This window comes from Pedobacter sp. B4-66 (genome assembly GCF_018492665.1).
Classification (GTDB): Bacteria; Bacteroidota; Bacteroidia; order Sphingobacteriales; family Sphingobacteriaceae; genus Pedobacter.
In genome coordinates this window covers 536011-551961 of record NZ_JAFVME010000001.1, presented here as the reverse complement: position 1 = coordinate 551961, position 15951 = coordinate 536011, and the positions used below count along the sequence as shown (strand labels likewise).

Annotated in this window: 12 protein-coding genes and 1 pseudogene; all 13 read left to right on the top strand. The window is 32.9% G+C overall.

All coding sequences use genetic code 11. The features are described 5' to 3' along the window. Window positions 1–338: 338 nt before the first annotated feature. The 13 genes and pseudogenes from J1905_RS02210 to J1905_RS02150 all read left to right on the top strand — a co-directional run bounded on the left by J1905_RS02210 (window position 339) and on the right by J1905_RS02150 (window position 15912). On the top strand, window positions 339–896 hold the full coding sequence (locus J1905_RS02210; RefSeq protein ID WP_214225537.1) for a UpxY family transcription antiterminator: 558 nt from the start codon (window positions 339–341) through the stop codon (window positions 894–896). Continuing rightward, the gene (gene tviB, locus J1905_RS02205) at window positions 881–2179 is read left to right on the top strand and encodes a Vi polysaccharide biosynthesis UDP-N-acetylglucosamine C-6 dehydrogenase TviB (protein ID WP_214225536.1); all 1299 of its coding nucleotides are present in this window, start codon (window positions 881–883) and stop codon (window positions 2177–2179) included. The genes J1905_RS02210 and tviB overlap by 16 nt, the downstream gene beginning before the upstream one ends. Before the next feature lie 6 nt (window positions 2180–2185). Then, window positions 2186–3630: pseudogene (locus tag J1905_RS02200) on the top strand (lipopolysaccharide biosynthesis protein). Further along, window positions 3627–4814, top strand: coding sequence for a DegT/DnrJ/EryC1/StrS family aminotransferase (locus tag J1905_RS02195; RefSeq protein WP_214225535.1), 1188 nt, complete (start codon window positions 3627–3629; stop codon window positions 4812–4814). Before J1905_RS02200 ends, J1905_RS02195 begins: the two are co-directional and overlap by 4 nt. Before the next feature lie 10 nt (window positions 4815–4824). Further along, entirely contained in the window at window positions 4825–5688 is an 864-nt protein-coding gene (locus J1905_RS02190; RefSeq protein WP_214225534.1) for a glycosyltransferase family 2 protein, read from the top strand. A gap of 117 nt (window positions 5689–5805) precedes the next feature. Then, window positions 5806–6957, top strand: a complete 1152-nt coding sequence (locus tag J1905_RS02185) for an O-antigen ligase family protein (RefSeq protein ID WP_214225533.1) — start codon at window positions 5806–5808, stop codon at window positions 6955–6957. A 116-nt stretch (window positions 6958–7073) separates the two neighbouring features. Further along, entirely contained in the window at window positions 7074–8369 is a 1296-nt protein-coding gene (locus J1905_RS02180; protein WP_214225532.1) for a DegT/DnrJ/EryC1/StrS family aminotransferase, read from the top strand. After that, a complete protein-coding gene (locus tag J1905_RS02175) occupies window positions 8359–8955 on the top strand; it encodes a sugar transferase (protein ID WP_214225531.1) in 597 nt (198 codons plus the stop codon). The genes J1905_RS02180 and J1905_RS02175 overlap by 11 nt, the downstream gene beginning before the upstream one ends. A gap of 31 nt (window positions 8956–8986) precedes the next feature. Continuing rightward, complete coding sequence (locus tag J1905_RS02170; RefSeq protein ID WP_214225530.1) at window positions 8987–10117, top strand: glycosyltransferase family 4 protein; 1131 nt, start codon at window positions 8987–8989, stop codon at window positions 10115–10117. A 12-nt stretch (window positions 10118–10129) separates the two neighbouring features. Further along, on the top strand, window positions 10130–11107 hold the full coding sequence (locus J1905_RS02165) for a glycosyltransferase (RefSeq protein ID WP_214225529.1): 978 nt from the start codon (window positions 10130–10132) through the stop codon (window positions 11105–11107). Window positions 11108–11133: 26 nt separating this feature from the next. After that, entirely contained in the window at window positions 11134–12198 is a 1065-nt protein-coding gene (locus J1905_RS02160) for a glycosyltransferase (RefSeq protein ID WP_214225528.1), read from the top strand. Window positions 12199–12216: 18 nt separating this feature from the next. Continuing rightward, complete coding sequence (asnB, locus tag J1905_RS02155; protein WP_214225527.1) at window positions 12217–14058, top strand: asparagine synthase (glutamine-hydrolyzing); 1842 nt, start codon at window positions 12217–12219, stop codon at window positions 14056–14058. A 780-nt stretch (window positions 14059–14838) separates the two neighbouring features. Beyond that, window positions 14839–15912, top strand: a complete 1074-nt coding sequence (locus J1905_RS02150; RefSeq protein WP_214225526.1) for a glycosyltransferase — start codon at window positions 14839–14841, stop codon at window positions 15910–15912. Window positions 15913–15951 lie beyond the last annotated feature (39 nt).

Sequence of the window (15951 nt, the reverse complement as noted above, 5' to 3'; positions counted from 1 at the left end):
GGTGCTTCCCAGTGACAGTCAGATACCTCGTTAGCCATAATACTAATAAACAATTAAAATATATAAGTTAATAAAAAAAGTATTGTATTGCCTAATTTTTAATGCAAACCGTGCAAAGCAATAAGTGAATTTAATAGTGCTCCCATTCTCTAATAATACTTTTTAAAAATTCTAAAATCATCGCTGTAAGTGATATGGCGAAGCCCCGTTCGGGCAATAATGTAGCGCTTTTAAAAAAGGTTTTGCTCAATGAAATATCCCTGATAAAAGCTCCCATGTGTTACGAGGGTGTTCTTTTGGAGGGGATTTAGGGGGATTGTCATCTAAAAAAAACAGCTATGGAATTTGAATTTAAGTACAGAAAACCTCTTGAGAAAAAATGGTTGGTTATCTACGTTCGTCCGCGTTGGGAAAAAAAGGTAGATCAGTTATTGCAAGAACAAGGCATAGAATCTTTCTGCCCAACTACAACAACCGAAAATCAATGGGCCGACAGAAAAAAAATGGTAACAAGGCCACTTTTTACGGGTTATGTTTTTGTTAAAATAGATGATAGAGACCTTACCAAAGTGCGATATACGATGGGTGTAATGAACTACATCTATTTTATGGGCAAACCTGCAGTGATTAGAGATGCAGAGGTTGAACAGTTGAAAGAAATGGTCAAAAATTACAATAACCTACAAGTTGTTGGCCTTAATGAGCTTTCGGCGGGTGATAAGGTTAGAATTCGAAGTGGCCTTTTCCATAACCAGGAAGGTAATATCATTAAAATACAAGGTAAGAATGTGCTGATGTCTTTCGATCATTTGGATTGTGCATTGGTGACCTATGTCCCAGTTAGTCAAGTTGTAAAAACCATACCTCAAAATACATTATTATGCAACAGACATTAGTCCCTATAAAAATGGCTGTAATTGGTTTAGGCTATGTAGGTCTGCCACTTGCTGTAGAATTTGCAAAACAACATAAAGTGGTGGGGTTTGATATTCTTGAACACCGTATTGATGAACTTAATGCCGGTAACGATGCCACTTTAGAAATAGACAAACCAGCGCTCGATGCAGTACTAAGCTTTAATTGCAGTACCCTAAAAGGATTATTTTGTACCAATAAAATTGATGAATTAAGTTCTTGTTCGGTTTACATTATTACAGTACCAACACCGGTTGATAAGAATAATCGACCAGATTTAACACCATTGATTAAAGCTAGTACCCTTGTGGGGAGTGTCCTTAAAAAAGGTGATATCGTTGTATATGAATCAACCGTATATCCGGGAGCAACAGAAGAAGAATGCGTACCGGTATTGACCAAGAAATCGGGGTTAATTTTTAATGAAGATTTTTTTGTGGGCTATTCTCCAGAGCGGATTAATCCAGGAGATAAAGAGCATACCGTAGCCAACATCCGTAAAATAACATCGGGTTCTACACCAGAAGCTGCAACAAAAGTTGATGAGCTATATAAATCTATAATTAATGCCGGTACCTACAAAGCCTCGTCTATAAAAGTTGCTGAGGCCGCAAAGGTAATCGAAAATGCACAACGGGATATCAATATTGCTTTTGTAAACGAGTTAGCCATGATTTTTAACCAGTTGGACATTGATACCGCAGAAGTATTAGCTGCTGCGGGCACCAAATGGAATTTCTTAAACTTTAAACCAGGTTTGGTTGGCGGTCATTGTATAGGAGTAGATCCTTATTATTTGGCGCAAAAAGCTCAAGAAATAGGCTATCATCCCGAAATTATACTTGCCGGTCGACGTGTAAATGACGGCATGGGTGCTTACGTTGCAGAGCAACTGATTAAAAAAATGGTTTGCAAAGGCAAGTGTGTTATTGGAGCTGAAGTTTTAATTTTAGGCTTTACTTTTAAAGAAAATTGCCCCGATGTACGCAATACCAAAGTAATAGATATAGTTAAAAAACTCCAAGAATATAAAGTAAAGGTAACTATACACGATCCTTGGGCAAATGTAGATCAAGCCAAAAATCAATACGGTGTTATTTGTGAAAATGGCGAATCGAAAACTCGTAAATACGATGGTATTTTGTTGGCCGTAGCTCATCAAGAATTTAAAGATTTAGATATTAAAAGCCTTTGTAAAACCGATGCGATAGTATATGATATAAAATCACTTTTACCAGATGGAGTGGTAGATGTACGTCTTTAACTTATCATGAGTTTAAAAGAAAAAACCATTTCTGGGATTATATGGTCTGTGGGGCAGCAATTGGGAGCAAAAGTGGTTGGGTTTTTAATAACCATTGTGCTTGCCAGAATATTAGTGCCGGCAGAATTCGGTTTAATTGCAATGCTTTCTGTTTTTATTTCGTTAGGTAATAGTTTGTCAGATAGTGGTTTAAGTTCATCGTTAATTAGAACTGCCGATGCTAACCAAAAAGATTACAGCACGGTTTTTTTTTTTTTAATTTAATTGGCAGCATTGTTATATATTTTATACTCTTTTTTACAGCGCCAGTTATATCGTTATTCTACCATCAAGATATCTTAACTAAAATTATCCGAGTTTATGGACTAACGCTTATCATTAATGCTTTTTTTTGTATTCAAAGTGCATGTTTAATTAAAGACATGAACTTTAAAGTACAAACTAGTATTCAGATTCCGGCATCTCTTGGTGGTGGTATTATAGGTATTGTGCTAGCAAAAATTGGTTATGGAGTTTGGAGTTTGGTTTGGATGAATATGTTTACTTCGCTCCTATCAACCATAATGTATTGGATTTATTCTAGTTGGCGACCAATATTTGTTTTTGATTATACAAGCTTTAAAAAACATTTTTATTTTGGTTATAAAATGACCCTTTCGGGTCTACTGAATACTATTTATCAAAATTTATACACTTTAATTATAGGTAAATACTACTCGGCTTCGCAATTAGGGTTTTATTCTAGAGCCGATTCAATAAGTCAACTACCCATTGGGATTATTTCTGCAACAATAAACACGGTAACCTATCCAATGTTCGCAAAAATATCGGATGATGACAAAAAACTTAAATCTGTTAATAAAAGATTAATACAACAACTTGTTTTTTGGAATGCACCTATGTTAATTCTTTTATGCATAGTTGCCGAGCCACTTTTTAGATTTGTGTTAACCGAAAAATGGTTGCCGGCTGTTCCATACTTTCAAATACTGTGTTTGTCGGGGATTATATATCCTTTGCACTCATACAACTTAAATATTTTAAAGGTAAAGGGTCGTAGCGATTTAGTTTTACGTTTAGAGGTTATAAAAAAAACAATTGGTGTAATAGGCATTTTTAGTGTTATCCCGTTCGGCATTTATGGCTTATTATACTTTCAATTGCTTTTTAATTTTCTCGCCTACTACATAAATTCAGCTTATAGCGGAAAACTTATTAATTACCCAATTAAAGAACAAATTTCTGATTTTTTACCAACCGTTATTTTTTCAATAGTCGTAGGTGTTTTTAGCTATTTGTTTGATGTCTTTTTAACTCATCAGTTTAGCTTAATAGATCCTGTTAGAATTGCAATAACTAGTGCATTTTACATTATCACTTATTTAGGTATCGGTTATTTAGTGAAAATGAATGCTGTAATAGATTTTAAACAATTAATCTTAAAAAGATGATACCAGTAACTAAACCCTTTCTTCCTAATCAGGAAAATTTCCAAAACTATATAGATAGTATTTGGGAGCGCCAATGGCTTACTAATAACGGTCCGCTAGTTAATGATTTAGAGTTAAAACTTAAAGAATATCTAAATGTAGACCATTTATTATATGTTTCTAATGGTACAATAGCATTACAAATTGCTATAAAGGCATTAGAACTAGAAGGAGAAATTATTACAACACCATTTTCTTTTGTGGCCACAACAAACAGCATTCTTTGGCAGGGTTGCAAACCGGTATATGTAGATATCGATTCCGAAACATTTAATATCGATGCTAATAAAATTGAAGAAGCTATAACACCACGAACTACTGCCATTTTAGCTACCCATGTATATGGCAATCCATGCGATATAGACGCAATACAATCAATTGCCGATAAGTATTCGTTAAAAGTTATATATGATGCTGCTCATTGTTTTGGTGCTAAATATAAAAACAAATCTGTTTTTGAATATGGCGATATAAGCACAACAAGTTTTCATGCCACTAAATTGTTTCACACTATAGAAGGCGGAGCGGTATTTACTAAAGATGCCTCTTTATTAAAGAAAATGGCAGCCTTACGGAATTTTGGGTACAGTGGAGTGGATAGTTTTTCTATTGCAGGTATCAACGGCAAAAACAGCGAATTTCATGCTGCAATGGGACTATGCAATTTAGAATATATAGGCGAAATACTTGAAAAAAGAAAGTCTTTATCTCTGCATTATATGGAACGGTTAACGAATCTAAAATGCAATTTTCAAAAAATTAAAAGTGAAGAAGATTATAACTATGCCTATGTCCCAATAATTTTTGAAAAGGAAGAATTAATGCATGCCTGTTTGGCCGCACTGGAATTAAGCAAAATTTATTGCCGAAGATATTTTTATCCATCATTATCTGCATTACCATACGTAGATAATGTGTCGATGCCTGTATGTGATTCGATTGTAAAAAGAATTATTTGTTTGCCTTTATATCATAAGCTCACCAATTCTGATGTTGATTTAATTTGTAGAACCATGTTAAGAGTACAAAAATATCTACAAATAGGTAAAGAGGAACCTGAAAGAAGTGTAACAAGAGCTAAAAATTATGGTGCATTAATAACAGGCCAAATAGAAAGAACCATTAATGGCAGTAGGCCCAATTAATTTTATTTTTATGGAAAGACCAGAATCTGAAATAACGGTAAGTATTTGTTGCACAACCTATAATCACGAAAAATATATTGCACAAGCGATTGAAGGATTTTTAATGCAAAAAACAACTTTTGCCTTTGAAATTTTAATTGGTGAAGATTGGTCTACCGATAATACAAGGCAGATTGTTGAAACTTATCAGAAAAAACATCCGCAATTAATTAAAATCTTATCAGGTAAAACGAATATTGGGAGTGGGGGGAATTTAATTAACGTAATTAATAATGCTAAAGGTAAGTATTATGCTTTTTGCGATGGGGACGATTTTTGGATTGATGCCCACAAACTCCAAAAACAAGTAGATTTTTTAGAACTAAATCAAAATTTTGTTGCTTGCAGTCATTACTCAAAAGTAATTGATGATAAGGATGAAACTACTTATGTAGCAAAAAATCTTGTTCCACTTGAATATACATACGATGATTTATTGATGGATAGAAAAGGAGAAACACGTACGGCATCTTTAATGTTTAAAGCCACAAAAGAGTTTGAAAATTTAGGTGAAACCAACTGGTTTTATGATGCTGGGGCCGGAGATAATTTTTTAAAGCTTTATATAACATCAACTAGCGGCGGCAAAATCTATGTAATTCCCGAGCTAATGAGTTGCTATAGAATTCATCAAGGTGGTGTTTGGAGCATGATCGATCCAAGGATCAGGAAAAGAAAGAAGATAAGCGATTTCAATCTGTTGATTAACAACTTTAAGTATTCATCACTACAAAAAAGAGCCCTGCTAAAAATATATGTTAAAAAGTATTTTCTATTTCAGATTATAGATTTTAAAATTAAAAACGCTTATAATACAATAGTCCAGTTGCTTTAAACCTAAAGCATTTATACTAATGTATTGTTATTATAACACTTTAATATCATGCATAAGAAATTAATCATATTACTGTTTATGTTTATGTATTTGTATACGTTGACATTTAATATATTTATGATAAGGCTATTACCAAATGCAGTTTTATTTGGTTTTCCACTACTTATAATTGCAGCGAACCCTTTAGAACAATCGTTTGCTTATAAAAAAGAAATGATCATTTTTTTTATAGCCTCATTTTTTCTATATATTTTAGGTTATCAGGATATGAAATACTTCTTTGTGGTAATAACTATTCTTGTTTTTTGTTGTTGTTATTTTAACTATGTTATTGGCTCTGATTTGCTAAGATTTAATATTTCGATTATTATTTTTTATGCATTGCTTTCTTTTTCATCGTTTGTTATGGTTCTTAACCATCACCTGCCTACTCAAATAGATCGTTTAAGAAGTATGTTGATAGGAGGCGAATTAATACTGCAATCTCCGTCTGGCATTACAGCAAATGTATTTTCTTTTGGGTATCAAATTGCAGCATTAACTTCTTTTGCAATTATTGCAACAACAATCTTTAAACAAAAAAAAATTGTATTGTTGTTGGTTTTAGGTGTAAGTGGTTACGTGATTTTGTATGGTATGAATCGGTCTGCCTTGGTTGCCGTTGGGTGTGCTGTAATGTTTTTTTGGATGCTTTATTATCGTTTCAAAGTTGTGATAATATTTGGATTGTTAGCTGCATTAGCTTTTGGCTTTAGAACAACAATAGAAGAACTTTCATCTGGAAGAAAGCAAAATATTCTTTCGAAAAATGAAAGAGGACAGGAAGGTAATCGGGAGGATTTAATGGCCGAAAACATTAAAATATTAGCCGATAATCCTTATGGTTTAATTTTTGAAGGCAAAACCTGGGATGAGGTTGCTGGACGTAATCCGGTTTTTAAAATTGGTGCCCAGGGTTTAGTGACATCACATAATGCTTATTTGATGTTTGTAACTTATTTGGGTGTAGTTGTAGGAGGCATATTATTATTTTTTATTTACCAAAAGATCGTAAAAATTACCTGGTTTGCAATACATCATTTAAGGGATAAAGATTATGCTTTGTTAGTATGTCTGTGTTTTTCATTTATGGCAATTTCTATAAATGCATTATTTCATAATGAATGGCTCTTAGGAAGCGGTTGCGGGCCAACTCTATTTTTATACTTTAGTGTACTTCATTTATATAATATTAAAACCAACAATGCGGATCTTGTAAAGATATTATAGACTCTGTTTTTTCATTTGAATTTTTTTTATTGCCAATAAGAATTGCCTGTTATTACAAACACGGGGATTACTTCTTTGTGTTTAATATTTTTCCCAAACAACTAAAAGTCGCAGAAATGAATATTCCATTTTCACCACCCTTTATCGACCAATCGGTTATTGATCAAGTATTGGAAACCCTTCAAAATAAGTGGATTACCACTGGGCCAAAAGTAAAAGCCTTAGAAGAAGAAATTCTTAAATTAACAGATTCTAAAGCGGTTGTTTGTGTAAATTCATGGACCTCTGGTGCAATATTAATGTTAAAATGGTTTGGCGTTAAAGAGGGTGATGAAGTTATAATACCGGCATATACGTACTGTGCTACGGCTTTAAGCGTGTTGCATTGTGGTGCAAAACCGGTAATGGTTGATATTAATGAAGAATTTTGTATCGACCCTGAAAAAGTACGCCAAGCTATTACATCAAAAACTAAAGCAATTATTGCGGTAGATATTGCTGGATGGCCTTGTAATTATAATGAACTAAATGCTATAATTAAAGAAAAAGATATTGCTGACTTATTTGAGCCGAATTCTGATAAACAAGATCTTTTAGGCCGTATTATGCTAATTTCCGATGCTGCGCATTCTATCGGGGCAACTTATAATGGCAATGCCGCAGCCAAACATAGCGATGTGGCTATTTTCTCTTTTCATGCTGTAAAAAATATTACTACTGCGGAGGGCGGATGTATCTGCTTGAATTTGCCCACTACTTTTGATAATGATACAGAGTATAAATTTTTAAAAATGTATACTTTAAATGGTCAAAATAAAGATGCTTTGGCTAAATCAAAAGGCGGTGGTTGGCGTTATGATATTTTGTTTCAAGGATTAAAGATTAACATGCCGGATATATGTGCGGCAATTGGCTTGGCACAGATAAAAAAATATGGAAACGAATTATTGCCGCAACGTAAAGAAATAGCCCAAAAATACTGCAAAGGTTTTGAACAAATGGATTGGTTTATTGCTCCACCATTATACGATCAAGGAAGAGAAACATGTTACCATTTGTTTCCGCTAAGGGTAAAAGGAATAACCGAAGGACAAAGAGATCAAATAATTGATGATTTGGCGCAACTTGGCGTAGCTGTCAACGTGCATTTTATACCCATGCCCATGCTTACATATTTTAAAAACTTAGGCTATAAGATAGAAGATTTCCCCATAGCTTATGAACAATATGCCTGCGAAATCTCATTGCCTATTTATCCGCAACTTACAGCGGTAGAGATTCAGTTTATTATAGACTCTGTCATTGCAATGGTTGGTATACAATTATACAAACAGAACAACTTGATAGAAAAGGCCACAGTAAGAAAAACAAGGGTTATTATTCCAAATCAAATTTACGGGTATGGCCATTAAACAAATATTCGATGTGGTATTGGCCATAGTGGGGATAATCTTATTTTTACCGCTTTTATTTATAATTAGTTTACTAATTGTTTTCGATTCTAGAGGTAGCGTTATTTACCAGCAACATAGGGTAGGTAGAAACATGAAAGATTTTGTTCTATATAAATTTAGAACCATGTATGTGCATCAAGCAGACCAAAAGTTGCTTACAGTTGGCAGCCATGATGCCCGTATTACCCATATAGGTTATTGGTTAAGAAAATATAAACTAGATGAACTCCCTCAATTATTTAATATTTTAATAGGCGATATGAGTTTTGTTGGTCCCAGACCTGAGGTTAGGAAATATGTGGAACTGTATAGTGCAGAACAAAAAATGGTGCTTACTGTTAAACCAGGTATTACTGATTGGGCTTCGATAGAATTTTGTAACGAAAATGATCTTTTAGAGAAATCGGACGATCCGGAAACATTTTATATTAAAGAAATTATTCCTTTAAAACTAGATCAAAGTTTAAGATATATCCGTAATCATACTATTTTAATTGATATCAAAATTATATTTATTACACTAAAGCGTGTAATTATAAATTAGAATTATTTTTCCAATATAGCCTTCAAATATTATGAAAAATAGCTTATTGTTGCTGATGACACCCAATATGAGTTTAGAAAAATGGGATGAATTAGGACAGTTATCTCGTGAACTAAATTATTATGATTCTTTATGCAAAAAAGCAAATCTTAACCTTATAATTTATAGTTATGGACGTAATGATAATAAGTATTTAAGTAAATACCCTACTATAAAAGTATTATGCATGCCTCCGTGGATTTCTACCAAAATACCTTATACATTGCAAAATTTGATCTACAATTTAAGCTCATTGTTTTTTTTAAAATCATATTTCAGAAGGGTTTTATTAGCTAAAACAAACCAGTTTTCTGCATCGACCTTTGGTTTGCTTTTAAAAATTTTCTTTAAAATTCCTTTAGTAATAAGAATGGGGTATTATTATTCGCATTTCAAAAAAAATAGTTATAAAACTAAATTAATAGAGCGTCTTCATTTTAAACTATGTGATTTGATTTTAACAACCTCGGTAGAAGCAGCAAATTATATTACACACACTTACAATATACCTGCCAGCAAGATATTAAGTATGTGCAACACGGTTAATTTAAACGTATTTAAGCCATTAGCAATACCTAAAACCTACGATTTGATATTTATTGGCCGGCTTGAACAACAAAAAGACATCAAATTGCTATTAAAAGTTGCTAGCTTAATTGACTTAAAAATGTTAGTTATTGGAAAAGGCTCATTAGCGCAGCTTGTAAAGGATGCAGTGAATAAACATGTAAACATAATTTACAAAACAAAGGTTGATAATGCTGATTTACCGATGTACTATAATAGTGCAAAATGCTTCATCATTGTCTCAGAATATGAAGGAAACCCAAAAGTTTTATTGGAAGCTATGGCATGCGGTATACCTGTTATAGGAACGAATGTGCCTGGAATTAGAGAATGTATAATTGATAATGTGAATGGCATTTTAATAAATAATATTGATGCCGAACAAATTAAACAGCAAATACTCAAACTATTTGCAAATGAAATAGAAATGAATAGATTGGGCTGTGGAGCTTCTAAATGGACAAACGCACAATGTAATTTGGTTAAGAATATAGCCACGGAGGTTAATTTTTATTTTAATTATTTAGATACAGGAAATTTAGCTTATTCCAATTAAATTAATAATAGTATGTTAGTTAGCGTTTTAATGTCCGTATATAATGCTGAAATTTATTTAGAGAAAGCCATAAAATCAATTTTAACGCAAACATTTACCGAGTTTGAATTTATAGTAATTGATGATGGTTCTACCGATAGGTCGGTAGAGATTTGTAAAAGATTTGCAGCCGAGGATACTCGGATTGTATTCATGCAAAACAGAACGAATATGGGGTTGGCGGCCGCTCTAAATAAAGGCATAACCATAGCAAAAGGAACTTATATAGCCCGTCAGGATGCTGATGATTGCTCTGCTATTAACCGTTTAGAAGTTCAATTAAAGTACGCTTTAGATAATCAAGATACTGATTTAATTGGCTCTAATAGTTTTGTAATCGACATTAACGATAACATTGTTTATGAGGATAGATCTTATGCCTCAATAAAAGATTTTAAAAATGCATTGTTAAATCGTAAAGCAATTTTTCCGCATGGCAGTGCTTTTCTAAAAAAAGAAAAGTTAATAGATGTGGGCTTGTATGATGCCAGGTTTTACTATGTTCAAGATGGAGAGTTTTGGCTTAGATTAATTAGCGAAGGCGCTAAAGTACATGTAATAAATAAACCATTGTATTTTTACAGAACAGCACCGGTTGCCAGTACCAAAAGTTTACATGCTAAAGATTTATTTAACAAAGTTTTGCGTATGAAATACGCAGAAAATAAAAATGCCGATGTGGTTGATTTGGAATTAGAACATATTAAAACCTTTCTGCAAAAAACTAAAGCACAACAACGGCCAAATTACATGGCCGATTATTGGAAAAGTTTGGGTAATGCATCGTATTTAAATCACTGCGATACTACTGTATCATACAACTATATAAAAAAGGCAATTTTTGAGCGCAATTCATTAGTTAACTATCCTAAATATGTAATGATTGCCTTAATGTATATGTTGCCGCTAACCATTACCAAACAAATTATCAAATTAGGTAGGATAGCTTAATTTTATTTGTGTAAGAATGCGATTTTATGAAAAAGAAAGTATTTTTTATCATAACTTCTTTACAAGGTGGTGGGTCAGAACGGGTATTTTGGCTTCTATCTCAAGGCTTTAATAAAGAATTATATAATGTTTGTGTAATCATACTTGATTCGAGTAATGGTTGCTTTTCTACAGAAATTACTGGAGTTAAATTTATCGATTTAGGCACTGTAAGAGCCTCAAGATCCTTTTGGAAATTATATAAACTAATTAAAAATGAGAAGCCATTTGCGGTTTTCTCAACCACTGATCATATTAATATGCTGGTTTCTTTCGTCTCTATCTTTGTTAAGATACCAAATTTAATAGCCAGAGCATCAAATAATCCACATCAAATGAAGCAATTTGAAGGATTAAAAACCAGATTCTGGAGGTTGTTTACTCGTGTGAGTTATAAAAATTATGATAGGATAGTTTGTCAAACTGATGAAATGAAAAAATCAGTTTTAGCTGAATATAATTTAAATCCAAATCAATTAGTTGTTATACATAACCCACTTATCTATAGTGATTTAGTAAAGGGTGAGCGTTCTTTAAATGGTCAAAAGAAGTTGTTGATCATAGCCCGTATGTCTAAAGAAAAGGGCTTTGAACGCTTATTGGATATATTTTCTCAATTACCCGAAACTTATACATTAAGTATAGCGGGTGATGGGGTATTAAAAAATAAAATTGTTGAGCAGGTAAATGTCTTAAATCTTCAATCTAGAGTAACCTTTTTAGGTAATGTGAATAATGTAACTTCCATTATTTGTAAACACGATGTTTTATTGTTGGGGTCGTTTACAGAAGGTTTTCCAAATGTTGTTTTAGAATCTTTATCTGTAGGCCTACCTGTGGTTAGTTTTAGAGTGGGCGGTATCTCAGATTTGATTAAAGACGGGTTTAACGGATATATAATTGAACAAGGAGACCTTAAAGATTTTAAAAATCAAATAATAACAGCTTGCAATAAACCTTGGGATTTCAGCGCTATAAAAAATGATGTTTACAATAAATACGCTTTGGATAAAGTAGCTGCAGAATACGAGTATTTGATAAATAATATATAACCTTAATTATTAACTTTTATGTGCGGTATTTATGGCTCAACTCTAAGATATAGAGACGAAATTGTTAGGGAGAAATTGGCTCGCATCGAGTTCAGAGGGCCTGATTTTTCAGCTTTTCAACATTTTGAGGGTATTACTTTAGGTCATAACCGTTTATCTATTATTGATTTAGATCCACGCTCAAATCAACCATTTTCTTATGGCCATTTAAAAATTGTTTTTAATGGCGAAATATATAATTATCAAGATATTAAGTCTGAACTTCAGAAAAAACAATATAGTTTTCGTACAACTTCTGATACAGAGGTAATTTGTGCAGCATACTTAGAATATGGTACCGATTGTGTTAAACATTTCAACGGCATGTTTGCCTTTGTAATATACGATTCGGTTAAAAAAGAATTATTTGGTGCAAGGGATCGCTTCGGTAAAAAACCTTTTTATTACAGTCATTCGGGGCAGGAGTTCGAATTTTCCAGCCAACCTAGTCAAATTAATATTGGCAGAAATTTAACTATAGATGAAACTGCAATACACGACTATTTAATCTGGGCTTACATTCCAGAACCTAAATCTATCTATAGGGAAGTTGAAAAATTGCCGGCTGCTCATAGTTTTAAATTCGATTTATATAGCGGTAAACTAAAAATTTCTAAATATTGGGATTTAGATTACAATTTGGAAAATAAGTTTATAGGAACTTACCAGGATGCCAAACATCAATTATCAGATTTATTAACCAACGCTGTTAAAATACGCTTATTTGCCGATGTGCCCTTGGGTGTTTTTTTATCGGGTGGTATAGATTCATCTTTGGTATCGGCCTTGGCAGTAAAGCAAGTAGAAAGAGTAAAAACTTTTTCAATAAAGTTTAATGAGCAAGGTTTTGATGAAAGTATATATGCAGAAAGGGTAGCCAAATATTTGGGTACAGAACATCATACTATAGAATGTAACTATAACGAGGGCATCAGTTTAATAGAAAATGTATCAAAATATTATGATGAGCCATTTGCGGATTCAAGTGCTATTCCATCCATGTTATTAAGTAAATACACAAAAAAACATGTTACAGTTGCCTTAAGTGGCGATGCTGGTGATGAGGCCTTTTTAGGTTATCATCGATATAAATGGTTAAATGATGTTAAAATGTTATTTAATGTACCGTTAAGTGGCAGAAAAGCCATTGCCACTTTGATCAACTTGTCGCCAAAATATCGCCATAAACTTATTGCAATGGGTATTTCAATAGATAATATTGAAAATCTATATGTTAAAATGCTTGGGAGTATGGAAAACTCATGGGTGCTAAAAAATAATGTAGGATTAGAAAATGAAATGATGCAAGTGTTAAACAATCCACTAAAGCCACTTTTAGAAAGAATTTCTGATTTTGATATTAAAACATATTTAAATGGTGATATAAATACGAAGATTGATAGAGCTTCGATGGCTTTTTCTTTAGAATCTAGATCGCCGTTAATGGATTACCGGATTATTGAGTTTTCGCGGTCACTACCAACCCATTTTAAGTTTTACCAAGGTAACCAAAAAAGAATTTTAAAAGATTTACTTTTTGAGCATGTACCGGCTAATTTTTTTAATAGACCCAAAGCGGGTTTTGCCATACCCCTTCAACAGTGGTTTAGAAACGAGCTAAAAGATTATGTTTTGGATAATCTTTCTGAAAGCGAACTTAAAAATATTCCTGGTATTAATATAAAAAGAACACAAGAAATAATTCAAGAACATTTAACCGGGAAATGGAATCGTTCTCCTCAAATTTGGAAATTATTGGTGCTCTCGCAGTGGCTAAGGAATGAAAAAACCAAGGTGAAACTTCAAGCTACATATGCTTAGTGTTAAAATAAAGTTTATGCGGTTTTTAGATCGTAAAATAACTTGGTATGGTTTTAAGCCTGCATATTGGAACTGTTTAACAACCCTATAAAACAAAGTTGTCATGCGAATTAGTTTTTTGGTATAAAAAAGAGTTTTTTTTACCAAAACTATTAACCTAACAGAAAGCATTTATTTAATACAAAGCACCTTTGATAAAAATACCAATTACGAAATAAGAAGAGCTATAAAAGGTGGGGTTACAGCATTAATAGAACAGGATGTTGAATCGTTTATACTTTTTTACAATAAATTTTCTGAAACCAAGAAACTGTCAAAATTAAATTACAATAATTTAAAATTAACTAAGCAAAAAGTATTGCTGTACGGCATGTCATTTGTTGATAGTTCGATTATTTTTTACAACTATAAATGTTGGCTTTTTACAAGTGTTGCGAATGTGCCCGATAGATTATACATCTACTATACCAGTCATATAGATGGAGATTACAAACCACACGAATTAAACCCGATACCGGTTAAAAATGAAGCCTGCAGAAGCGTAGGTAGTTAGTTTTTAGTTAAAGGTTTTATGTATAGGCCAACTCAAAATCGTTCAAATTGCTACGGCAGTTTTTACAGATTAATAAAATAAGCCATCTCTCCCTTGGGTAATCATATATAGTAAAGTTCTATCCTTGGGAGAGATACCCAATTTCAAGGAATGCTATTTAGGACTTGTTAAATAAGTAACTAACCAGTTAACCATTTTCAAAAATTGTGCAATTGACACTTTTAGCAATGAATTCTCAGCAAAAGCAATTTCAGGTTATCTCCCTTTCTGATGTACCTAACGGGGCGGAGCAGGTATTATTAAAAATGGCCTTAGCAATTAACGCAAAACTGATCTTTCTGAAAAAAAACAATGGTCCTAGGCTTTCAATATCATCCCATGTAGCAATCACATACCTATCACAAACAAATATATTTTTTGGACTTTTGAAACTGATACCCTTGCTCAGAAAGTTTAAAAAAGATGAAGTGATAATAAGTTCTCATCCTTATTTAAATGCTTATCTGGGTTTTTTTAAAAGAATAGGATGGTTAAAACCACAATTAATTGCCAGGGAATGTACCTCTGTTTTTACCAGGTTTAAAGGTTTTAAAAGACTCATTTATCGAGTAATTTATCGCATGGGATATCCCGCAATAGATTTGATGGTTTGCCAAACTGAATTGATGAAGGAACAGCTTATTAAATACAACCCATTTATTAATGAGCAAAAAGTATTGGTACAGCCCAACCCTGTAGATTTTGAAAAACTGGTTAAAGATGCTGAGCAACCTTTGCTAAACGAAAGGCACGACATTAGCTTTATTTGTGCTGCAGGTAGGCTTATACCCGAAAAGGGATTTGATGTTTTGATTAAATCATTCAGTATTGTACACAAAAAATATCCTTGGCTTAAACTCTTTATACTAGGTGAGGGAAAAGAAAAACAACATTTAATGGCTTTGGTTAAGCAAAATAAGCTGCAAGATTCAATTGTGTTTAAAGGCCATATTGCTAATCCGGCCCCTTATTTTAAATATGCTAAGCTTTGCGTCATCTCATCCATAACAGAGGGGTTTCCAAATGTGCTGTTAGAAATGCTGGCCTTAAACAAAGCTGTTGTAAGTACCCTTTGTGCAGGTGGTATTTCGGCAATTCCTTATATCCAAACAGCAAAAGTAAACGATGTTGAAGAGCTTGCTTTAGCAATAGAAAAGACCTTGCAACAAACAGACCAATCAGGATATAGAAATTGCATCGTCTATTTAAAGCAACGAAATCCTGAAAAATTTGCGCAATCCATTCTTAGCGCATTAGCATAAAAAATGTCTTAGTGCTTTACTACCAAACAATGAAGCAGT